We start from the raw sequence: 22,385 nt of genomic DNA on the forward strand, positions 1-22,385 counted from the left end.
TGTCAGAGGAAGAAATTCAACTTTCTGACCTATGAAAAAGCTTGCCTCATTGCTCTTGCTGGCTGCGCTGCCTGTGTGCGGCATGGCGCAGTCCGTGGACACCATCCGCACCTTCACATCTAAACAGCTGCGCCGCCTGAAGCCCGGCACCCGGGAATACCTGGTGTTCCGGCAGCGCACCGAGCGGCCCCAGTACAACACCTCGGCCGTGTGGGTGCGCGACATAGCCATTGATGAGAAAAACCAGCAGATAGCCGTGCGCCAGCTCTGGTATGCCGGTGATACCCTGAGCAACCGCCAGATTTATTCCCTGAACAATCTCCGCAACTTTCAGCCCCTGTACCACCGCGCCCAGACCCGCCGCTCCGGCTTGGATGCCTTCAATTTTCTGCCCGACAGGGTAGTTGGCGCTGATTCCGTGGTCGATAATAAACAGGCCGGCTTCTCGATGCCGCACACCTCGCCTACCTTCAACTGGGAGCTGGACCTGGAAACCCTGGAGCTGCTGGACTACGCGCCCAACAAGCAGTTTGTCATCAACTTCTATCACCCGGGCAGTAAAACGCCGCCGCAGTGGTACGTGTACCGGGTAGTGGGCAAGGAGAAAATACCCATACAGGGTGGGGGCCAGGAAGAATGCTGGCTGCTGAAAATCAACTACAGCGAGCAGAACTACGGGCAGTTCTGGGTATCGGTAAAAACCCGGGAGGTACTCAAAATGGAGGAGCTGTTTAATGGTGTGATGCGCTATAAAGTGAAGCTGAGCACGCCTGCTATACCGCTGAGTCCGCGCAAGCCGCTTATTTAGCGGCTGGTTCTACTGCTTCTCTGCTATGTCTGCTGCCCCATCTGCTGCTTTGCCGCTCCACGGCCTCTTCGTTCTGGAACTGGCCTCAGTGCTGGCCGGCCCGCAAGTGGGGCAGTTTTTTGCCGAATTAGGTGCCGAAGTGCTGAAAGTGGAAGCCCCGGCCGGCGACGTTACCCGCACCTGGAAAACCAGCGCGGAGGATGAGAATACCGATGTGTCGGCCTACTTCAGCTGCGCTAACTGGGGCAAGCAATCCGTGGTTTTGAACCTGACTACCCCGGCAGGAAAAGCCGCCGTGCACCAGCTGGCCGCCCGTGCCGATGTGGTGCTGGCCAGCTACAAGCCCGGCGACGCCGAAAAGCTGGCCGTAGACTACGCCACCCTGCGCCAGCTGAACCCGCGCCTGCTCTACGGCCACATCACCGGTTATGGCCCCGCCGTAAACCGCGCCGGCTACGATGCCGTGCTGCAGGCCGAAACCGGCTTTATGCACCTGAACGCGGCCAGCCCCGGCCAGGCGCCCCAAAAAATGCCCGTGGCCTTGATTGACCTGCTCACGGCGCATCAGCTGAAAGAAGGCCTGCTGACGGCCCTGTACCGCCGCGAGAAAACCGGCGAAGGTGCCCTGGTTCAGGTATCGTTGCTGGATAGTGCGCTGGCCTCCCTGGCCAACCAGGCCGCCACCTGGCTGGTAACCGGGCAGGACCCGCAGCCGCTGGGCTCGGGCCACCCTAGCATTGTGCCCTACGGCACCGTGTATACCGCCCAGGATGGAGTGCGCCTACTACTGGCCGTAGGTGCCGACCGGCAGTTTCAGGAGCTGTGCGCCGTACTGGAGCGCCCGGAATGGGCCATCGATGCCCGCTTTGCCACCAACCCCGCCCGCGTGGCGCACCGCGCCGCATTGGAACAGCGCCTGCTTGAGCGGATAGCAGCTATCAGCGGGGCCGAACTGCTGCGGGAGCTGGAGAAGCGAGCAGTACCGGCGGGGGCAGTGCGCACCGTGGGCGAGGCCCTGGCGCTGGAATCGGCGCAACGTATGCTGCTGCCGGCTACGGCTGAATTTCCCTATGCGGGGCTGCGCACAGTGGCTTTTCAAAGCCCCGCGTGGCCGGTGGCCCCGGCACTGTCTGCGCCGCCCCACCTGGGTATGGCTGAGTAGCCTGGAATACGGCTTCTCTATTCCTTATCAGGTTTTTAGCTGAAATCCGGCTCTGCAGAAGAGCTGGTGGAAGCTTATGTCCTAGGAATTCTTTGAACTGGACAATTGACTTTTAAATTATTATATTTTATATTAAAATAATACATATTAAATTGGCCCACGGGGTACGGCTTCAGATTTGCCCAATAGTGGCAATTAATGTCTGAAGCACTTACCCGGCCGGGAGCGGGAAAGCCGCCCCTGCGTGTACACGAACACTAAATCCACCGGGAAAACAGATACTTCACAATTCTCAACATCAGTAAAACGGCTCTTTTTTCGAAAGGAGAAGGCGGGCAGCAGGAGGCTGGCAGGGAGTAATAGCCGGCAGCGTACCCCGGGCATCAGTGCATGTACCGGTTGGTAGAGTGAAGATGATAACGTGGTTCCTATTCCTATCAGCACCGATAATGAAAAACCGTTTCTCGCTTCTTTTCCTTTTTCTGGCGCTTACCTATTGGCAGCCGCTGCTGGCCCAGGCGCCGGTTAGCGGCTTTACCTCAACCACGCTTTCCACCGGCTGGGATGAGGCCGTGGGGCTGACTTTTAATAAGTCAGGTAGCCAGATGTTTGTGTGGGAGCGGCCCGGCCGAGTGTGGGTGGTGGAGAACGGGCAGAAAAGCCTTCTGCTTGATATCCGGGAGGAAGTGGGCGCCTGGAACGACCACGGCCTGCTGGGCTTTGCCCTGCACCCACAGTTTGATACCAACGGCTATTTCTACGTGTTTTATCTGGTAGACCGGCACTACCTGATCAACTATGGCACCAGTAGCTACAACCCCACTGCCAACGACTACCTGAGTGCTACCATTGGCCGGCTCACGCGCTTTAAGGCCACCAAAACCGCCTCCGGCTATTCCGTAGACCCCGCCAGCCGCAAAATGCTTATTGGGTCTACCAAAACAAACGGGCTGATTTCCACAGCCCGCGGCCACGTCACCGGGTCCCTGGTATTTGGTACCGATGGCACGCTGCTGGTGTCAACCGGGGACGGGGCCAGCGGCTCCACCACGGACTTCGGCAGCGGCTCCAACACCTACTATACCCAGTCCCTGGCCGATGGCACCATGCGGCAGAAGGAGAACATTGGCTCTTTCCGGGCCCAGATGGTAGACTGCCTGAGTGGGAAAATTCTGCGCATTGATCCGGAAACCGGCGCCGGCATCCCCAGCAACCCTTATTACGATGCCAACGACCCCAATGCCCCACGCTCTAAAGTATGGGCCCTGGGCATGCGCAACCCATTCCGGATGAGCCTGCGCCCCGGCACCGGCAGTACCAACCCCGCCGATGCCAACCCCGGCACCCTGTATGTGGGCGACGTGGGCTACATGACCTGGGAAGAGGTGAGCGTGGTAGACAAGCCCCGCACCAACCTGGGCTGGCCGCTGTATGAGGGCCTGACGGTGCACGACCCCTTCATGAACAACAAGATAAGTAACACCGATGCTCCCAACCCCCTGTATAATACCGGCGGCTGCACGCAGCAGTACTTCTACTTTCAGGACCTGATAAAGCAGGCCACGCCTACCGGTATAGCCACCTTCCCCAACCCCTGCAACACCAGCCAAAACATTCCCGCCACCATTCCCACCTTCGTTCATACCCGCCCGCTGGTAGACTGGAACCACAATGCGTCCGGGCCCTCGCGCACGGGCACGTTCAGCGGGTCAACGGCCACCACGGCCAATATCGGGGCGTCCGGCTCGCCCGTTTCCGGCCCGCAGTTTGGGGGCTCGTCCGTATCAGGGGGCGTTTTTTATCCTTATACCGACTTCCCGGCGCCCTATGCCAATAGCTATTTCTTTGGCGACTATGTAAGTGGCTGGATGCGCAACATGACGGTAGATGCCGCCAACAAGCCCAGCGCCGTGGGCAACTTCGTCAACAGCAACTGTGTGGTGGTGTACATGGCCACCAGCCCGGCGGAGAAGGGGCTGTACTACGTGAATTTCTATCCTTCCGAAATCCGGAAGATTACCTACAACGGCGCCAACCTGCCGCCGGTGGCCGTAGCTTCTTCCGATAAAACCTACGGGCCCAGTCCGCTGGCCGTGCAGTTTACCGGCAGTAACTCTTCGGACCCGGAAGGCCAACCGCTTTCTTATCTGTGGACGTTCGGGGATGGTACAACCAGTACCCAGGCCAACCCCAGCCATACGTTTACGGCCCCCAGCAGTGCCCCGGCCAAGTTCAGCGTAACGCTCAAGGTCACCGATTCTCAGGGCAACACGGCACAGGCAGCCTTAACCATTTCGCCTAATAACACCCCGCCGCAGGTCACCATTACCAGCCCCCCCGACGGAACCCTGTATTCGCTTGCCGGCAACACTACCTACCAGCTGCGCGCTTCCGTAACGGATGCCGAGCACAGCAGCAGTAAGCTCTACTATCAGTGGCAAACCTTCCTGCACCATGCCACGCACGAGCACCCCGAGCCCATTGATACGGCCCGCGAAACCACCACAACCGTAGAGCCGCTGGGTTGTGTAGATGAAGAATACTACTACCGCATCGAGCTGACCGTAACCGATGCTGCCGGCCTGTCTACCAGGAAGGAAGTGCGGCTGAATCCGGATTGCGGTTCCGCTACCAACAACACGCTGGTGGCGTATGGGGCCACGTGGAAATACCTGGACAATGGCTCGGACCAGGGCAGCAACTGGCGAGGCAGCAGCTATGATGATGCCAGCTGGAAAAGCGGACCGGGCCAGCTCGGCTACGGCGACGGCGACGAAGCCACCGTAGTTAGCTACGGCTCTAATGCCAGCAATAAGTATATCACCACGTATTTCCGCAAAAGCCTCAGTATTAGCAATGCCGGCGCTTATACCTCCTTCACCGGCAACCTCAAGCGGGATGATGGGGCCATAGTGTACGTCAATGGCACAGAAGTATACCGCAGCAACCTGCCTACCGGCGCCATCACCTACACCACCCGCGCGGCCGGGGCCACCGACGACGGAGCCACGGCCCAGACCTTCACCATCCCGTCCTCGGCCTTTGTCTCGGGCAACAACGTCATTGCCGTGGAAATCCATCAGTCCGACCCGGTCAGCTCGGATATGTCCTTTGATTTCTCCCTGACCGGGCTTAGCTCGGGCGGCAGCACCAATCAGCTACCGGTGGCCAATGCCGGCGCGGATAAGAGTATTACCCTGCCCACCAGTAGTGTAAGCCTGGACGGCTCCGCCACGGATGCGGATGGCAGCATTGCGTCTTACAGCTGGAGTCAAGTCAGCGGCCCGAATACGGCTACTTTCTCCAGCAAAACGGTGGCCACGCCTACCGTCAGCGGCTTGGTAGCGGGTAGTTATGTGTTCAGCTTGACGGCCACCGATGACAAAGGTGGCATGAGCCCGGCAGATCAGGTGACCGTGACGGTGAATAGCAGTTCCTCTACAAACAATACGTTGGTGGCATTTGGGGCCACGTGGAAGTACCTGGATAATGGGAGCAATCAGGGTACCAGCTGGCGCGGCAGCAGCTATGATGATGCCAGCTGGAAAAGTGGGCCCAGCCAGCTCGGCTACGGTGACGGGGATGAAGCCACCGTAGTGAGCTATGGCCCCAATGCCAGCAATAAATACGTCACCACGTATTTCCGCAAAACCATTAACCTAGCCGATATCAGCACTTACACTGCCTTCTCGGCCAGCGTCAAGCGGGATGATGGCGTGGTCGTCTACGTCAACGGCACGGAAGTGTACCGTAGCAACTTACCAACAGGAACCATCACCTACACCACTCTGGCTCCGGGGCCAGCCAGTGACGATGGGGCTACGGCGCAGACGTTCAGTATCCCCGTGTCGGCTTTTGTGACGGGTACGAACGTCATTGCCGTGGAGATGCACCAGAATGACGTGGTCAGCTCCGACCTATCCTTTGATTTTTCCCTGACTGGTACCGGATCTGGCGGCGGCAGCACCAATCAGCTACCGGTGGCCAATGCCGGCGCGGATAAGAGTATTACCCTGCCCACCAGTGGCGTCGTGCTGGACGGCTCGGCCACGGACTCCGATGGCAGTATTGCCTCCTATAGCTGGAGCCAGGTCAGCGGCCCCAACACGGCCACGTTTAGCAGCAAAACCGTCGCGGCACCTACCGTCAGCGGCTTGGTAGCGGGTAGCTACGTGTTCAGCTTGACGGCCACCGATGATAAAGGTGGCGTCAGTCCGGCAGATCAGGTGACGGTAACCGTAAACGGAGCTACCGCTACGGGTAGCCTGGTAGCCTTTGGTGCTACGTGGAAGTACCTGGATAATGGGACCAACCAGGGTACCAACTGGCGCGGCAGCAGCTATGATGATGCCAGCTGGAAAAGCGGACCGGGCCAGCTCGGCTACGGCGACGGGGACGAGGCCACCGTGGTCAGCTACGGCCCGAATGCCAGCAATAAATACGTCACTACGTATTTCCGCCGCGCCATTACCTTAGCCGATATCAGTACCTATACTGCCTTCTCCGCCAGCATTAAGCGGGATGATGGCGTCGTCGTCTACATCAACGGCACCGAAGTATACCGCAATAACCTGCCGGCCGGTACGGTAAGCTACACCACGCTGGCCCAGACGCAGGCGCCCGACGACGGGGCCACGGCGCAGGCGTTCAGCATCCCCGTGTCGGCTTTTGTGACGGGCACCAACGTCATTGCCGTGGAGATGCACCAGAATGATGTGGTCAGCTCCGACCTGTCCTTTGATTTCTCCCTGACCGGCACCGGCTCTGGCGGCGGCACCACCAACCAGCTGCCCGTGGCTAATGCCGGCGCAGATAAGAGCATAACGCTGCCCACCAGTAGCGTAAACCTGGACGGTTCCGCCTCCGATGCCGACGGTAGCATTACTGCCCATAGCTGGTCGCAGGTCAGCGGCCCGAGTACCGCTACGTTTAGCAGCCACACGGTGGCGTCACCTACCGTCGATGGATTGGTGGCGGGTAGCTACGTGTTCAGCTTGACGGCTACCGATGATAAAGGCGGCATCAGCCCCGCCGATGAGGTTTCCGTAACCGTAAATGCCGAAGTAGTGAACCAGGCGCCGGTAGCGCATGCGGGCTCCGATAAGAGTATTACGCTCCCCGAGAACAGTTTAAGCCTGGATGGCTCCGGCACAGATACCGATGGGAGCATTGCTGCTTATGCGTGGACGCAAGTGAGCGGGCCCAACACGGCTACCTTCTCCAGCACGTCGGCAGCAGGGCCCACAGTCAGTGGGCTGATTGCGGGCAGCTACTTATTCAGCCTGGTGGTAACGGACAATGGAGGCCTCGCCAGCCCTGCCGATGAGGTAAGCATAACCGTTAACGCCCAGGCAAGTAACCAGCCCCCGGTGGCCAATGCCGGCGCGGATAAGACCATTACCCTGCCAACCAGCAGTGCCACGCTGGAGGGTTCTGCCTCTGATGCGGATGGCAGTGTAGCCGCTTACGCGTGGAGCCAGACCAGTGGCCCGAACACGGCTACATTCAGCAGTAGCACTGAGGCCGCCCCAACGGTGAGTAACCTGGTAGCTGGCACCTATGTCTTCAGCCTGACCGCTACCGATAATGAGGGGAGCAGTAGTACCCCCGATGAAGTGACCGTTACGGTGAACGAGGAGCCGGTCAGCAGTTCGCTGATTGCCTTTGGGGCCTCCTGGAAGTACCTCGACAATGGCACCAACCAGGGCAACAAATGGAAATCGAAAAGCTTTAACGATGCCAACTGGAAAAGCGGCCCCTCGGAGCTGGGCTATGGCGACGGGGACGAAGCCACCGTGGTGAGCTATGGGCCTAATGCCAACAATAAGTACATCACCACCTATTTCCGCAAAAGCATCAGTATTGCCAACGCCGGGGCCTACAGCTCCTATAGCGCCAGCATAAAGCGGGATGATGGCGTGATAGTGTACGTCAATGGCACGGAGGTATACCGCAACAACATGCCGCCGGGCAGAATTTCAAATGCTTCCCTGGCCGCGGTGGCCACTGATGATGGTGCAACGCCCATCTCCTTCACTATTCCGACTTCGCTATTTGTGTCGGGAACCAACGTAGTAGCGGCAGAAATACACCAGGAGAACGTCAGCAGCTCCGATATTTCCTTTAATCTTTCCCTTACCGGGGTAGCTGCCACGGTGGCGGCCAGAACGGTGGCCAGCCTAACTACCAAAGCGGCCACTGCTCCTTCGGCCGCTGGTATAAGCGTGTATCCTAACCCTTCCGCCGATGGCCGGTTCAATATAGGGCTGACCGAGCCCCTGCAGGGAGAAGTTACTTACACGCTGCTTTCGCCGTTGGGCGCCCGCATTGCCACCGGCCGCCTGCTGCTGGCCGCGCCTACGGCCACCCTTTTCCTGAACTTCTCGCATGAAATGCCGGCCGTGGGCATGTACTATCTGCAACTGGAAAGTGGGCGGAAGCTGAAAACCCAGCTGAAGCTTTTGCGGCAGTAAGGCCCGCCTAATATTCTGTGCCTCATAACGAAAGCCCGGATTGCCTAGCCTACCCAGGAAAGGCGGTTCGGGCTTATTTTTCAGGCAGATAAAGTAAGTATTTGGCCGTGGGGAAGGAGGGCCCCGCGCCGTTACAAACTCCTGACTGGCCATAGTCGGCCGGTTTTTCGTACATAGTGGGCTTTAACCTGCGCCATTTCCTCGCGTAGGATAATTCTCACCCTCGCAGGCTCTTCTCATTGCCTGCCCACCTACGTTGCACGCATGGCCAAACGCACTTCTAAAAAGCCCCCCCCGAGGCGCTGATCGAAAATCCGCCTGTAGATTCGGGAGCCGCTGCCCCCACACCCAAAGCGCGGGTGAAAGCCAAGCAACTGGTCCCCAGGAATGATGCTGATACCAGTGGCAAGTCGGAAGCCCTCCACCATATAGATTCCATTACCCCGGAGGCCGTAAACGAGCGTTTAGAGCTGATTTTTGAAGGGCTGCGGCAAAAATCCACCGCCAAGCAGGCTATTTACCGCAATACTCTGGCCGCCTTTGATCTGCTGCGCAAGGTTTCGCGGGAGCTGGTGGTGGAGCTGAGCGGCAAGCTCACGCCCGTAGACGCCAGCGTGGCCATTGAGTATGTGCCCGTCAATGAAATGGAGTTTCACATCCGGTTTTCCGGCGACCTGCTCATTTTTGTGCTGCACTCCAATATTGTCACCTTCCCCGATGACTATGGCCCTATGCGCACCGACTACGTGGAGGCAGATTTCCGCCGTCGCTTCTTCGGGCATATTATGGCCTATAACTTCATGGCCGACAGCATTAAATACCAACGCATGAACGACCCCGGCTACCTGGTAGGCCGCCTGCTCATCAACATTGATAGTCACTACTTCCTGGAAGGCGTGCAGCAGCTGGAAATGCCCGATCTGGATATGTCCGATAACTTGGTGACTTCCGACGCCATGAAGCTGTTTGTGGAAAGCGCCATGATTGCCGCCGTCAACAACGACCTGATTGCCCCGCCGCTGCCGGAAATCCAGAAGATTACCGTCAAGCAAAAAATAGAAAATCAGCAGGTAAGCCGCGGCAGCAAAGTAGGCTTCAGCTTCTCGCACCAGCAGCGCCCCGGCGTAGATGGCCTGATTTACTAGTGACTTATCAGCCGAAACCCACCAACCAAAAAGGCTTTCCAATACGGAAAGCCTTTTTGGTTGAGTACCATAGTCGGAAACGGACTTAGCGGCGCAGATAGCCTACTTTCTCGCGCACCTTATTGAGTACTTCGGAGCCATAGGCCTGGGCCTTGCGGGCGCCTTCCGCCAGGCGGGCATCTACCTCGGGCAGGTTGTTCATGTAGAAGTTGAACTGCTCCCGCTCGGTGGCAAAGCGGCGCATAATCACTTCAAACAGGGCTTGTTTGGCGTGGCCATAGCCGTAGCCGCCGGCCAGGTAGCGCTGGCGCATGTCCTCCGTTTCGGCGGGCGTGGCCAGCAGGGAGTACAGCTTGAAGGTGGTATCGGTATCGGGGTTTTTGGGTGCTTCCAGCGGGGTGCTGTCCGATACAATGCTGCGCACGGTTTTGAGCAGGGCTTTTTCTTCGGCGAATATGTCGATGATGTTGCCGTAGCTCTTGCTCATTTTCGCTCCGTCGAGGCCCGGAATGGTCATAAGCTGCTCATCTACGCGGGCCTGAGGCAGCACGAAGGTTTCGCCGTAGCGGTTGTTGAAGGCCGAGGCAATGTCGCGGGCTATTTCCAGGTGCTGAATCTGGTCTTTGCCCACGGGCACAAACTCGGCATCATACAGCAGAATATCGGCGGCCATGAGCACGGGGTACGTAAACAGGCCCGCATTCACATCGGAGAGCCGGTCGCTTTTGTCCTTGAATGAGTGCGCGTTGGCCAGCATGGGGAAGGGCGTGAAGCAGGAGAGGTACCACGTCAGCTCCGTTACCTGCGGCACATCCGACTGGCGGTAGAACAGGTTCTTCTCCGTATTGAAGCCACAGGCCAGCCATGCGGCCGCTACCGCGTAGGTGTTTTGCCGCAGCGTTTCCGCATCGCGCACCGTGGTGAGCGAGTGCAGGTCAGCAATGAAGTACAGGGAGTCATTGGCGGTGTTTTTCGACAGCTCAATGGCCGGAAGAATGGCACCCAGCAGATTGCCCAGGTGCGGGCGGCCAGTGCTTTGAATGCCGGTAAGAATGCGGGACATAGAAAGTTGTAAAGACGTCTATTTAAAGGGTTGCCCCGTGTTCAGGGCGTGAACGAAGGCCTGCAGGTTGCCATGCCATATTTTGCCTTCGGTAAGAAGTTTGGTTAGATCCGGCCGCGCAGTAACATATGCCCCGAGCATAGATTTGATGGCAGCATTTTCTTTCGCTGAGTTATTACCACGGATGACGGTTGGGGTGCTATAGCTTTTGGCGCCGCGCAATAACTGCACTGCTTGTGGAAAGCTGCCAGCACCCATGCTCGTTGGGGATTTCACGGTGTATTCGTAACGCATCAACAGAACCTGCCCGCTATCCAAAAGTGCTACGAACACCTCATCAACAATTTCTCCCGAAAAACCCGAGTTGATTTCAAAACCACTGGCAGTCCGGTAGCGCTGCTGCTCTATTTTGAAGCTGTAAATGTCCTTCGGGGTCAGTTTACTGGTTTTCCCGTCTTTGTCTTTTGCAATCAGTAGTTTGTCGTTCTTGAGCTTCAGCTGCGCGGTGTGCTGCACCTGACGGCTTTTGTCGAGAATATAAGCGCCCGGCTTAAAGTTATTGAACTGGGCAAATAGTAGTTGGGGTATAAACAGCCCAATAAAGGCGAGAAATAGAATAATGCGCATCAAGACTTGTCAGAAGAGACTTTAAATAATACCAGCTTACACGCTAACATCCGCCACTGCTTCCTGCTGCAGTTCCGTGGTTTCTTCTTTACCCAGATACCGGTCAATCAGGAAATGGGCCACGTAGAGTAGTGGGGTAAGCAGAATAGCCGCTGCGAATTTATACCAGTAATTGGTGTTGGCCACCCGTAGCACCTGGTCAAAAGACCAGTTGCCAAACAGATAGAATGCCACAAACAGCACCACAAACGAATCAACCAGCTGCGAAATAAGCGTGGAGCCCGTAGCGCGCAGCCACACCATGCGGCTGCCCGTAATGCGGCGCAGTGCCTGAAATACGGTGGCATCCAGTACCTGACCAATCAGAAAGGCTACGATGGAGCCTGTGATAATGCCCAGGCCCTGCCGGAAAATGCTCTGGTAGGCAAAATTAATGTTGAAGGGCCGGCCCTGCGCATCCACCTTGTTCACATCCAGCCAGAAAGCCGCCGGGGGCAGGTGCGTGGTGAGCAGAATAATCAGGAAGGCATAAAGAATCAGCGCTACCGTCAGAAAGCTGACGCGTAGCACGCCTTCCCGCCCAAAGTATTCATTGATAATATCGGTGGTGATGAACACCGCGGGCCAGATCAGGACGCCGGCCGTCAGGTCGCCGGGAATAGCGACGGGGATGCCCAGCAAGGCATTGGCCGAGAAAATCTTCACTCCAATGATTTCCGCCAGCAGCGCATTTACCACAAAAATGCCGCTCAGAACCAGATACAGCTGCTGTTTTTTACGCGCAAAGGAGGAGACGGGGTGCATGGTGCATAGGGGGGTATGAGTCGTTCAGCATGGAGCGAGGAATCGGAGTACACGCTACCCGGATTCCGCACGCATTGACAGAAGATGTTAAACCAGAATGGCCGTGGTGGGCACACTGACAATCGTGCCTTCCAGCGCCAGCTGCGTGTTGGAAAACTCCGTGCGGGCTTCGCGCAGCAGGGGTTCCAGGTCGCGGTAGCGGGAGGAAAAGTGCCCGATGAGCAGTTGCCCAACGTCTGCAATCCGGGCCAGCTCGCCGGCCTGGCGGGCGGTGGAGTGCAGCGTTACCGCGGCCCGTTCCCGGAGTTCCTCCAGGAAAGTGGCTTCATGGTAGAGGATATCCACTTTGTGCACCATCTCAGCCATAGAAGGGGTGAAGACGGTATCGGAGCAGAAGGCATAGCTGCGGGCGTGTTTGGGCGGGCCGGCCACATCGGCGTGGCGCACCAGTAAGGCACCCGTAGTCTCATCTACCACATCTTCGCCTTGGGAAAGCTGGTGCAGCTGGGGTGGGGTGAGGCCAGCGGGCAGCAGCTCCCGCACCAGGGAGCGGCGGCGCGGCTGCTCCCGGAACAGGTAGCCGCAGCACGGAATGCGGTGGTGCATGGGCATGGTATGCACCGTTACGTTACGGTCCTCATACACCAGCAGGTGCTGGGCGGGGTCAATCAGGGTGTACTCCAGCTCAAAGCCCAGCTCGGTGCCGGAGTGGCGAAATTGCGTGGTCAGGACTTCATCCAGGCCGGCGGGGCCAAACAGGCGAAGCGGCTCGGTGCGGCCCTGCAGGTGCATGGTGCCCAGCAGGCCAAACAGCCCAAAGAAATGGTCGCCGTGCAGGTGGCTGATAAAGATAACCTTGAGGCGGTGGGGACTGATCTTGTGCTCCAGCAGCCGCCGCTGCGTACCCTCGCCGCAGTCCAGCAGGTACAGCATGTTGCCCACGGTCAGAACTTGGGCCGTGTGATGACGATTGGGAACCGGCGTGGCCGAACCACTGCCTAGTATTCTTAGCTCAAACTCCAAGGCGGCTGTGGGCTACCGCTACTAGCGGCTGTGTGCGTGGGGAATAAAAAAAGCTGTTGGCCGTTAGCTGTCAGCTTATAAAAACTAACAGCTAACGGCCAACAGCTCTAAGCATAAAAAGCTATTCTTTGCTCGTCAGGTCACGCTCAATGGCGTGCAGAAAAATGCGGTCAATGCCTTCTTCCACGGTAGGCAGAATGTTCAACACCGACTCCAGCTTGCTGATGGTGATGAGCTTCATAACGTGGTCCTGCAGGCCGGTAAGAACCAGCAAACCGCCAGTGGAGTTGCACAAACGGTTGGCAATCAGGATAGAACTTAAGCCTGAGGAGTCCGTGTACTTCACATTGGTGAGGTCCAGGATCAGGTTGTTGATCCCCTCGGCATTCAGTTTCACAAACTCCGATTTCAGGTCAGGCGCAACGGTGGTGTCGAGCTTCTTCTCGTCAATCGTGATGATTGTGTAAGTTTCTTTTTTATCAATCGTGTACTTCATGCCGTCGGGAAATTCGGTGGTTGCGAGAGTTGCGAAGGTAGTAAAAAAAATGGTTGTATAAAGCGGGTGAATCAGCGCCGGCCCGACTTACCCAGCCCGAAGGTAAGGCTTGCCCAGGCACTTTGCCAATCGGCCGTTTTAGCGTCCGGATGCCGGTGCATGCGGACGGCCGTTATCAGTACTTCTACCGGCGTTGGGGGCAGGCGCACCAGCACGCGGCCCTCCCCAGAGGTATAAACATGCTGCACCGTGGCCGGCTGAGCGGCGGGGCCGGCTTTCAGCCAGATATGCACCAGCTGGCCACGCGCCGGAAGGCCGTTTTCCAGCACCCGCACCGTAATGGAGGTGCCAGGGCGCAGGGCGTAGGGGTTCTGTTCGGGCACTAATTCCAGGGCCTGGCCCAGCACCGCATTGAAAGGCCCGGCAGTGGCCGTGCCCACCTGCACCAGGGTTTTGGCGCAGCGGCGGTAAGCCTCGCGGGCCGGTTTATCCAGCTGCTTGCGCCGTTGCCGCGTCAGCAGCACTTGGTCCAGGCCTTCTGTTTTCAGATAGTTGTTAAAATCGGTGGCCGTCTGGGTCAGGCTGGCCTCGGTGCTGGTGAGGCCGATAAGATGCGTGCCCGACTCGTTCAGGGCCAGCGTGGTTTGCAGCGTGTCCTGCTGGGTAGCTACCTGGGTAAGGTCTGTGGTATCGTTGGGGGCATAATGGAGCAGCTGCGCCACCCGCTGGCTGTTGCCGGTCCACCGCTCACCCTTAAACTGCTGGCCGATGAGGCGATACACATACACGGTAGCGCCCGGCGAAACATGGTATTGGCTGGGGTGCAGCCAAAAATCATTGCCCAGCGCAACCTGGCCCAGCAAAAAAGCCGCGTAAAGCATCAAAACCTTAGAAAAGCGGGGGAGGGGATGCATGCGGAAAGGGAGCTGGCAGGAAGCTGAAAGATACCACCAAAGTACAAGATGATGGCATTTTCGAAAAAAAACCAGCTTGGACTTAACAAGCAGATATACGCAAGAGTATTATGTTTGTTTAATGTTCAACCATAAAAAGTTAAACAAAATGCGGACATCCTCTTTCTTCCAATCGGGAGCGTACCTACGCTTGCTCATTCTGGGACTGTGCGGGGCGCTGAGCCTTAGCCTAAGTGCCTGCAACGATGATGACGATGATGCGCCAGCCACTCCGGCGCAGAATATTGTGCAGGTGGCGCAAAGCAATGCCAGCTTCAGCACCCTGGTGGCGGCAGTTGTGAAAGCAGATCTGGCTACTACGCTGAGCGGTGCCGGGCCTTTCACGGTGTTTGCGCCTACCAATGAGGCATTTGCCAAGCTGGCCCCGCCTTTCAATACTGCCGCCAATATTTCGGCCATTACCAATACCGCCCAAATCAGCCAGCTGCGGGGTATTTTGCTCTACCACGTGGTGGGAGCCAATATTAAGGCCGCCGATATTGCTGCCGGTGCCAGCAGCCAGACCACTGCCCGCCCGGCCAGCATGGTGGGTGGGGCCTCCACCAACGACAATACCCTGTATCTGAGCAAGAGTAACGCCGGAGTATTCCTCAACGGCAACACCAAGGTGGTTACGCCCGATGTAAGCGCCAGCAATGGCACCATTCACGCCATTGATAACGTCCTGATGCCGCCTACGCAGACCATTGCGCAGATTGTAACGGCCAGTGCCAGTGCTGCCACTCCGGAGTTTACCTATCTGCTGGAGGCCTTGAAGCGCCCGGCCGCCGCGGCCGTCCTCGCCGCCGCCGGTGACCCTAGTGCCAACGTGACGGTATTTGCGCCTACCGATGCTGCCTTCCGGGCGCTGTTGGGCTCCACTCCGCTGAGCGCTGTTTCCGATGCTGATCTGCTGGCCATACTCAGCCTGCATGTGGTGGGTTCCGGCCGGGTATTCTCTTCGGATCTGGCCCCCGGTAACGTAGCCACCCTGGGTGGCAATATTACCGTAGCCTCCGCTGGTGGCGGCTTTACCTTAAAAGGCGGCAGTGGAACCGCAGCCGACATTGCCGCGGCCAATGTGCTGGCCACTAACGGAGTGGTCCACGTTATTGATCAGGTTATTCAGCCTTAATGCCGGAAGCGTAGGTTAGCGAGCAGCATGGCCTTATAGGTAAGGCCATGCTGCTCGTGGCTGCCCAGCTAAAACAAGTTGCTGCTGCGGGTTGTGAGGTTGAATAAACAGCGGAATGCCACATGCTTATGTGATTGACGGGACAGAAAGCGGGCGGTATTTTTGGAGACTACCCAGTGTTGCGCCTCATGCATTTCCTTCTAGAGTATATCGATTATTTCGTGATGGGGACGGCGGTGCTGGCTACGGTCTGGTATTGTCGCTTCGCTTACACCACTTTCCGGCCGCCCATTCGGGTGGGAGCCTTATGGGCGCTGATTCTGGGGCCCATGCTAGTAGCAGTAAGCATGCTGGCCCATTTAGCTGAAAACCTCTACCACGCGCTGGAGCGGGTGCTGCAGCATGCCTTTCACTTCGACTTTCGCTTTTATTCCCTGATGCTGATGGGAGTGGTGTTTCTGGGAATCAGCAGCTACATGCTCTGGCAGGTATGGCTGCTGTGCCGTGGCCGCTCCCGGGCGAGCCGCCAAATATGGTGGGCTGCCTTGGTGCTGAGTGGGCTGAGCGCACCCACTGTAGTATTTACTCCCATTGGGCTGCTGCCCACGCTGGCCTGCGTGGTTTCTGTGGTAGGCCTGCGGTTTATCTACAAGCCCATTGAGGAGCTGCAGCCAGTAGCCTAGCTGCGCTCCAGGGCCAGCTCGTAGGCCCGGTCGTAGTACACGCGCAGGTACTTCCAGTCGAACATCTCAGAAGAGCTTTCCACCTTGTTGCGCTGCATAATCCGCTCACGGCGGCTTTGCAGCACAAAATCCCAGAGCACCGAGGTCAGCTGCTCGGCGGCCTCATCAAAGCTGCGCTCCTTGCGCTCAATCACATATATGCCCTTATCTTCATTGTCGGGTACGTTTTGCATCACGTAGTCGCCAAAGCCGGAAAGGTCGCTGGTGATGGCCGGTACGCCGCGGGCCACGCACTCCAGGGGCGTATAGCCCCAGGGCTCGTAGTAACTGGGGAAAATGCCCAGGTGGCAGCCGCGCACAAACTGCCCGTACTCCATACCAAACAGGGGCGAGATAGGCGATACGAAGTCCGGGTGGTACACGATTTTCACCCGGTCGTGGCGGTTGTTCACCAGGTTGGCACGGCGCACAAAGTCCAGAATATCGTCGTTGTGGTCGTCTATCAGGTTGTGGGTGATGACCGGGGGCAGGCTGGTGGTTTTCCAGCTTTGCAGGGTGCGGCGGTAGCGCAGCTTCCAGTAGTCATCCACCATAGCGGTGAGGTCAGGCAGGCGGTGGTCGGTGCTGGCGGCGGCGGCGTAGAACATCCGCTCGCCCACCTGCTGCTCAATGGCCTGGCAGGTTTCGCGCACCTCGTTCAGAATAGCCCGGCTTTGCAGCACCTGCGGATTAATGCTGTGGAAAGGCCGCTTGGTGATAAAGAACATTACCACCTGCCCATCTATCCCGCTTTCCTGAATGCGGTGGTTGAGGCGGGCCAGGGCTTCCAGGGTTAAATCGAAGCCCTTGTTGTGGTACTCGTAGCGCCCCGAGGTGAAGAGGTAGAGTGTGTTATCGAGGTCAAAAGAGTAGCTTTGAAAGAAGTGCGCCATCACGAACTCGTGAATCTTGGCTTTGTACTGCTGGTGCAGGTTCTGGAACTCGTGCAGGGCCACAAACCGCTCAATGTTGAGGCCGTTGGGTAGCACCGCGTCCGGAATGCGGTCCAGCAGGTAGATGCACTCCCGCACGGTCAGCTCGCTCACCGTGGTGAAAACGTGGGCGCCGTGGGCGGCAGCCCGCTCAATGCGCACGGCGGTTTCAATGTTGAAGTTGCGCGCCTCCGCTTCCCAGTTCACCTGCATGAGGTGGTCATAGAAGTTGGGGTCGTTCATGGCCAGGTAGCGGCCCAGCAGGGTGGCGTGCGTGGTAAAGAGCAGGTGGGCCGGCGTTTGCTCCCGGCGCAGGTCCGGAATGGCTACGCCCGTCATCCATTCATGAAAGTGCACTACTACTTTCTGCTCCTCCACCTCGGCCGTGAGGGCCTGGATATACTCCTTGGCCAACAGGCCAAAGGCTTCTACCTGATGCAGCAGGTCATCATTGTCAGGCGTTGGAATGCCGTGGTGCTCCCACAGGTCGCGCTTGATGTCGCCCAGGCGCGGATAGGCCTGGAAGGGGTTGAGCAGCACCGCCCGGGGGCGGCCCGTAATCAGCCATACGCCATACTGCACGTCGTAGCCGGCGGCGCGCATGCGGCGCACGGCCCGGGCAAACGGGTCGCGGGCGGCGGCCAGCTGCGTTTCCGATAATGGCTCGAACTCGGCCTGGGCCTGATTGGCAAAATAAGGCCCCAGCAGACAGTAGCGGTCCTGCCAGCCCTGCACCGTAGCAGGTACTTTGGAGCGAATAACGGTGTAAATGCCACCTACCTGATTACAGACTTCCCAGGCTACTTCAACTAAAAGGGCTTCGGGCGCAACTATATCGGGGGTAGAATGAGGCACTTGCACAGAATAAGGAAGAGAAGGTGGTGAGGAGCAGCGAAAGGTAAGCGGGATACGGCACTTCCGACTGGAATTAGCAGAAAAAAAATGGCCCCACCGTTACGGTGGGGTATTTTTTTGCCAACAAAGAAGTAGTACGACCCACGCGGCCTTTTACGGTTCCTGGGAGATAATCAGCACGGAGTAGGGACCCAGGCCAAACGTGGCGTGCTGGGGGAAGCCGTCGTACTCGCCTTCCTCCGTTAGCGTATCCAGGCTTTCAAAGTTGCCGAACTCCTGGTCGTAGCCCTGCCAGTCACTGTTGAAGCGCACGCGCCAGTGGCCGGACGCCGGCAGCCCAATGGTGTAGGACTCCTGGGTGCGGTCGGCGAAGTTGCAGAGCACCACGGTGGTGTCGCCGGGGCCCCCGTCACCATCGGACCAGCGCCGGAAAGCCACGGTTTTATCCTCGTTGTTGATGTGAAAAACCTCGAGGTGCTGGCCCGTGAGGCCGCGCGTGTGGCCCTCCAGGTTGCGCCGCAGCCGGATCAGGTCGCGGTACAGGTGCACCAGCCCGCGCATCTCCTCGGCCCGCTGCCAGTCCAGCGGCAGGTCATCGGAGAAGAAGCCATCAGCCAGAAACTCCTGTCCCTGAAAAATCATGGGTACGCCCGGCGAGGTGAAGACCAGCGCCGCGCCCAGGGTAGCCCGCTTCTTGGGAAACCAGGTGTGCGCTTCGCCCGGCATAATCTCCTCCGGCACCCGCGACTTCCCGTTGGCTACCTCGTCGTGCGACTCCGTGTAAATAACCCGTTGAAAGGCCTCACCATTATATTGGTTGCTGATGGCGGCCGCTACCACCTCCATGTTCCGGTCATCATCGGAGTAGGCGGTCAGCGTTTCGCGGATGGGGTATACAAAGCCGGCATCCCACTGGGCGGAAAAGCCCTGGCCATCCTCCTCCGGGGCGCGGGTGATGTACTCGTTGCCCAGTAGATCCTCGGCAATGGTGATTTTCCAGGGCATCTTCTCCCGGATTTCCTCATTAATCCAGCGCATCAGGCTCCAGCCATCGGGCAGGTCGTCGGTGGGGTTGGTGGTGCCGCGCACGTTGCGGATGTGGGCAATGGCGTCGCAGCGGAGGCCATCTACCTGGAAGTCCTCCAGCCACATGAGGGCATTGTCGCGGATGTACTGGCGCACTTCCGGGCGGCCGTAGTCGGGGCGGTTGTGGCCCCAGGGTGTTTCGGCGCGCCAGTCGTTGTAGAAGTAGATACCGCCGCCGTCGTTTTCCTGCCAGCCATCAAACTGCCACAAATCCAGGTCGCCGGGGCCGAAGTGGTTGTATACCACGTCCAGAATAATAGCAATGCCATACTCGTGGGCGCGCTTCACCAGCTCCTTAAAGGCTTTGGGCCCACCGTAGTCGGTTTCCAGGGCAAAGGGGTGCGAGGGGTTGTAGCCCCAGGAACGGCCGCCGGGAAACTCCGTGGGCGGCATTATTTCAATGGCATTGATTCCCAGGTCCCGCAGGTATTCCAACCGCTCAATGACATCGAGAAAAGTGCCGGGCTGGCCTTCGGTGGTGGAGTGGAAGGTGCCCACGTGCAGCTCGTAGATAACCAGCGTATTCCAGGCGGGCATCTCAAATTGGTGGTCGCCCCAGTCAAAGTCTACATGCGGCACCACGGAGTTGCCGGCGGAGTGGGTGACTTCCCGGGCATAGGGGTCGTTGCGGGTAAACTCGCCGGTGGGCGTTTTCAGCCAGAACCTGTATTCAGCGCCTACGGCCACGCCCGGCACGTCAATAGCCCAATACCCGCCTTCCTCAGCCGTAAGGGGGTGTTTCTTAGGATTCCAATCGTTAAAGTCGCCTACTACGGAAACCGCTTCGGCGTGGGGTGCCCACACCCGGAAGGTGGTGCCTTGGGCATGCGGAATGGCGCCCATGCCAGCTTGCAGCGTGGTGGGGGCAGAGATGGTTTCGATTTCAAGCATGCTTGTAGAAGAAAATCAGCACAAAAGCTCAACAGCTGCTGCTTTTACTGTTTGTATAGGCGTTAGGTTATATTTTAGAGATAGAATGTTGATGGTAAGCCAGATAGTAATGCTACTGATTAGCTTATTCGGGCCCCAAAAACCTGGAAGAAGACCCATAGATTGCCCAACCGGTAATAATTACGTGGGGTATTGCCGGAACACTGCCCGGGTAGTTGCGTAGCTTTGCGGGTACTTTTCTGCTTTACCTTTTGTGTTGCTGCCGTGGCTCGTCCTGTTCCTGTAGTTTTTGGCCTGTATTCCTGGACGCCCGACTATGGCCTCCGCTACATTCATCCGGCCAACCGCCGCTCCTTTGAGTGGCTGGAGCCGCTGGGCAAAGTGTTTGAGAAAATTGGCGAAAACGACGAATGGATGCTGCTGCGCTACGATGAGCAGCAGTTTAAGGTAAGCCCCGAGCTGTTTAAGGAACTCTACGAGAAGCCTGCCTTCAGCTTTGGGGATGTGGTGGAAGAAGCCACCCCCGCCCCCGGCAAACCCGCGCACCGCGGCCTGATTTCGGATGTGTACTGGGATGAGAAGAACGATACCGCCCGTTTTCAGATAGTAGAGCGCAAGCGGAAGCTGCCGCGCATTTTTGAGGCTAATGAGCTGCGGTTTGCCTAGGCGCGCACCAGCTACTGACTTTCGCCGCGCTTGAAGACCATTAAAAAACCAAACGCCCCTGCCTTATGCATAAGGCAGGGGCGTTTGGCTAAGCCATCGGAGTTAAAAGCTCATCAAGCAGTGCGCTTATATGCCCACGGCAATGCCCGTGATAATGGCAACCACCGCCAGCAGCAGCAGCAGCAGATAAAGCGGCAGCACAAACTTCCACCACTGATCAAACCGCACCCCGCAGGCCGTTACGATGGCCACCAGAGCGCCATTGGTGGGGGTAACAATTTCGCAGAGGCCGGCGCCGTACTGGTAAGCCAGCACCGTAACCTGCCGGGAAAGACCGATGAGGTCGGAGAGGGGCACGAGCAGAGGCATGGTGAGCACAGCCTGCCCGCTTACGCTGGGCACCGGCAGGTGCAGGGCCGTGTGCACGCCCACCATACCCAATGCTGAAAGCGTCACCGGCAGCCCGGCCAGTGGCGCAGATAGGCCATTCACGATGGTATCAACAATCTGCCCCTGCTCCAGTACCACAAAAATGGCGCGGGCAAAGCCGATGAGTAGGGCGGAAAAGGCAATATCCCGGAAGCCATCAATAAAGCCGGAAGCGGTGCCCGTAAGGCCCAGGCCGCCCACCAGGCCGGCGGCTACGCCCAGCCCGAAGAACAGCGCGGCCATCTGATCAAAATCCCACTCCAGCTTCAGCACCCCGTAGGCAAAGAAGGCAAAAGTGAGAAACAGCAGCAGGAGTACCAGGCCATGCCGACCTACGCCTGCGGCCTCGCCGGGAACCTCATCTACCTCCGGGGCTATGCGGTGGCGCATGGCAAAGCGCACGGTGCCGCCAATCCAGATAGCCAAAGCCAGGGCCAGGAAAATCATGCGGAAACCCCCGCCGGAAAGCAGGGGCAACTGGGCCAGCTTCTGGGCAATGCCTACCTGAAACGGGTTGAGGGGGCTGAAAGCGGCCCCTACGGCCGCTGAGCCAATGCTGACGGCCGCCGCTATAATAGGGGGGTAGCCAATGCGCCGCATCAGAATGAGCAGCACCGGAATGAGGGGCACAATTTCCTCCTGCATGTTTTCCAGTGCGCCCATGGTGGCAAACAGCACGCAGATAATGGGGATAACCACAGCCTCGCGGCCCCGGAATTTATCCAGCAGCCAGTCTACGCCGCGGCGCAGGGCCCCGGTCTGGTCTACCACCGTGAAGGCGCCGCCCGCCAGAAACACCAGAAAAATAACGGAAGCGGCTTCCGTCATGCCTTTCGGGATATCCACAATGGCCTGCAGCGGATTCACCGGCGAGGCAGGCACCCGGTGGTAGGAGCCGGGCACCACCACGTCGCGGCCGGTGGCGGCATCGGGGTGGCGCTCAAATACGCCGGCCGGCAAGAGGTAGGTGAGCAGGGTAGCAAGCAGGATAAACCCAACCAGCAACACCAGCGGGTGCGGAAAGCGAATGGTTTTCATGCCGTGAAAGTAGCACGGCGAAATGGTTCTGCCGCCGGGCTTGGGCCAGGTAACTGCCCGCAACTTTGTATCTTCGG

At 58.2% G+C, this 22,385-nt stretch carries 16 protein-coding genes; 7 read left to right on the top strand and 9 right to left on the bottom strand.

Annotation, left to right across the window (positions count from 1 at the left end):
- The first annotated feature begins 31 nt into the window (after positions 1-31).
- The 4 genes from AM218_RS03370 to AM218_RS03385 all read left to right on the top strand — a co-directional run bounded on the left by AM218_RS03370 (position 32) and on the right by AM218_RS03385 (position 9,588).
- Positions 32-808: a DUF3108 domain-containing protein gene (locus AM218_RS03370; protein ID WP_054411851.1), complete on the top strand. Its 777-nt coding sequence runs from the start codon at positions 32-34 to the stop codon at positions 806-808.
- Positions 809-833: 25 nt separating this feature from the next.
- Positions 834-1,970, top strand: a complete 1,137-nt coding sequence (locus tag AM218_RS03375) for a CaiB/BaiF CoA transferase family protein (protein WP_054411853.1) — start codon at positions 834-836, stop codon at positions 1,968-1,970.
- Positions 1,971-2,419: 449 nt separating this feature from the next.
- Positions 2,420-8,443 carry a PKD domain-containing protein gene (locus AM218_RS03380; RefSeq protein ID WP_054411855.1) on the top strand — a complete coding sequence of 2,008 codons (6,024 nt, stop codon included), beginning with the start codon at positions 2,420-2,422 and terminating at the stop codon, positions 8,441-8,443.
- A 359-nt stretch (positions 8,444-8,802) separates the two neighbouring features.
- Positions 8,803-9,588: a hypothetical protein gene (locus AM218_RS03385; protein WP_231717536.1), complete on the top strand. Its 786-nt coding sequence runs from the start codon at positions 8,803-8,805 to the stop codon at positions 9,586-9,588.
- A gap of 85 nt (positions 9,589-9,673) precedes the next feature.
- Here the strand turns inward: AM218_RS03385 and trpS are convergent, their stop codons facing one another.
- The 6 genes from trpS to AM218_RS03415 form a co-directional block, all read right to left on the bottom strand.
- Entirely contained in the window at positions 9,674-10,651 is a 978-nt protein-coding gene (gene trpS / locus AM218_RS03390; RefSeq protein ID WP_054411857.1) for a tryptophan--tRNA ligase, read from the bottom strand.
- A gap of 18 nt (positions 10,652-10,669) precedes the next feature.
- Positions 10,670-11,281, bottom strand: coding sequence for a hypothetical protein (locus AM218_RS03395; protein ID WP_197274010.1), 612 nt, complete (start codon positions 11,279-11,281; stop codon positions 10,670-10,672).
- A 33-nt stretch (positions 11,282-11,314) separates the two neighbouring features.
- Complete coding sequence (locus tag AM218_RS03400) at positions 11,315-12,082, bottom strand: queuosine precursor transporter (protein ID WP_054411859.1); 768 nt, start codon at positions 12,080-12,082, stop codon at positions 11,315-11,317.
- Positions 12,083-12,169: 87 nt separating this feature from the next.
- The gene (locus AM218_RS03405; RefSeq protein WP_054411860.1) at positions 12,170-13,105 is read right to left on the bottom strand and encodes a ribonuclease Z; all 936 of its coding nucleotides are present in this window, start codon (positions 13,103-13,105) and stop codon (positions 12,170-12,172) included.
- A gap of 121 nt (positions 13,106-13,226) precedes the next feature.
- A complete protein-coding gene (locus AM218_RS03410) occupies positions 13,227-13,601 on the bottom strand; it encodes an STAS domain-containing protein (RefSeq protein ID WP_044517066.1) in 375 nt (124 codons plus the stop codon).
- Between the two features lie 71 nt (positions 13,602-13,672).
- Positions 13,673-14,482 carry a DUF4198 domain-containing protein gene (locus AM218_RS03415; RefSeq protein ID WP_054411862.1) on the bottom strand — a complete coding sequence of 270 codons (810 nt, stop codon included), beginning with the start codon at positions 14,480-14,482 and terminating at the stop codon, positions 13,673-13,675.
- Positions 14,483-14,663: 181 nt separating this feature from the next.
- Between AM218_RS03415 and AM218_RS03420 the strand changes: the two genes are divergently transcribed.
- The gene (locus AM218_RS03420; protein ID WP_071843842.1) at positions 14,664-15,689 is read left to right on the top strand and encodes a fasciclin domain-containing protein; all 1,026 of its coding nucleotides are present in this window, start codon (positions 14,664-14,666) and stop codon (positions 15,687-15,689) included.
- A 188-nt stretch (positions 15,690-15,877) separates the two neighbouring features.
- Complete coding sequence (locus tag AM218_RS03425) at positions 15,878-16,372, top strand: hypothetical protein (RefSeq protein ID WP_157547500.1); 495 nt, start codon at positions 15,878-15,880, stop codon at positions 16,370-16,372.
- Here the strand turns inward: AM218_RS03425 and AM218_RS03430 are convergent.
- Together AM218_RS03430 and AM218_RS03435 are read right to left on the bottom strand one after the other, a co-directional pair.
- Positions 16,369-18,198, bottom strand: a complete 1,830-nt coding sequence (locus tag AM218_RS03430) for a glycosyltransferase (RefSeq protein WP_231717537.1) — start codon at positions 18,196-18,198, stop codon at positions 16,369-16,371. The genes AM218_RS03425 and AM218_RS03430 overlap by 4 nt on opposite strands.
- 153 nt (positions 18,199-18,351) lie before the next feature.
- Positions 18,352-20,175: an alpha-amylase family glycosyl hydrolase gene (locus tag AM218_RS03435; protein ID WP_054411871.1), complete on the bottom strand. Its 1,824-nt coding sequence runs from the start codon at positions 20,173-20,175 to the stop codon at positions 18,352-18,354.
- Positions 20,176-20,439: 264 nt separating this feature from the next.
- Here AM218_RS03435 and AM218_RS03440 point away from each other — a divergent pair, with 264 nt between their 5' ends.
- Positions 20,440-20,841, top strand: coding sequence for a DUF6960 family protein (locus tag AM218_RS03440; protein ID WP_054411873.1), 402 nt, complete (start codon positions 20,440-20,442; stop codon positions 20,839-20,841).
- Between the two features lie 126 nt (positions 20,842-20,967).
- On the opposite strand, the gene AM218_RS03445 is transcribed toward AM218_RS03440, so the two are convergent.
- Positions 20,968-22,308 (bottom strand): YfcC family protein, encoded by a 1,341-nt coding sequence (locus AM218_RS03445; protein ID WP_071843843.1) that lies wholly within the window; start codon positions 22,306-22,308, stop codon positions 20,968-20,970.
- Positions 22,309-22,385 lie beyond the last annotated feature (77 nt).

It is taken from the genome of Hymenobacter sp. DG25A, assembly GCF_001280305.1.
Classification (GTDB): domain Bacteria; phylum Bacteroidota; class Bacteroidia; order Cytophagales; family Hymenobacteraceae; genus Hymenobacter.

Excerpts from the sequence above, each read along its gene's own strand:
- AM218_RS03445 (WP_071843843.1), bottom strand. The coding sequence starts at position 22,308 with ATGAAAACCATTCGCTTTCCGCACCCGCTGGTGTTGCTGGTTGGGTTT.
- AM218_RS03425 (WP_157547500.1), top strand. The coding sequence starts at position 15,878 with ATGCATTTCCTTCTAGAGTATATCGATTATTTCGTGATGGGGACGGCG.
- AM218_RS03380 (WP_054411855.1), top strand. The coding sequence starts at position 2,420 with ATGAAAAACCGTTTCTCGCTTCTTTTCCTTTTTCTGGCGCTTACCTAT.
- trpS (WP_054411857.1), bottom strand. The coding sequence starts at position 10,651 with ATGTCCCGCATTCTTACCGGCATTCAAAGCACTGGCCGCCCGCACCTG.
- AM218_RS03420 (WP_071843842.1), top strand. The coding sequence starts at position 14,664 with ATGCGGACATCCTCTTTCTTCCAATCGGGAGCGTACCTACGCTTGCTC.
- AM218_RS03415 (WP_054411862.1), bottom strand. The coding sequence starts at position 14,482 with ATGCTTTACGCGGCTTTTTTGCTGGGCCAGGTTGCGCTGGGCAATGAT.
- AM218_RS03370 (WP_054411851.1), top strand. The coding sequence starts at position 32 with ATGAAAAAGCTTGCCTCATTGCTCTTGCTGGCTGCGCTGCCTGTGTGC.
- AM218_RS03375 (WP_054411853.1), top strand. The coding sequence starts at position 834 with ATGTCTGCTGCCCCATCTGCTGCTTTGCCGCTCCACGGCCTCTTCGTT.
- AM218_RS03400 (WP_054411859.1), bottom strand. The coding sequence starts at position 12,082 with ATGCACCCCGTCTCCTCCTTTGCGCGTAAAAAACAGCAGCTGTATCTG.
- AM218_RS03435 (WP_054411871.1), bottom strand. The coding sequence starts at position 20,175 with ATGCTTGAAATCGAAACCATCTCTGCCCCCACCACGCTGCAAGCTGGC.
- AM218_RS03410 (WP_044517066.1), bottom strand. The coding sequence starts at position 13,601 with ATGAAGTACACGATTGATAAAAAAGAAACTTACACAATCATCACGATT.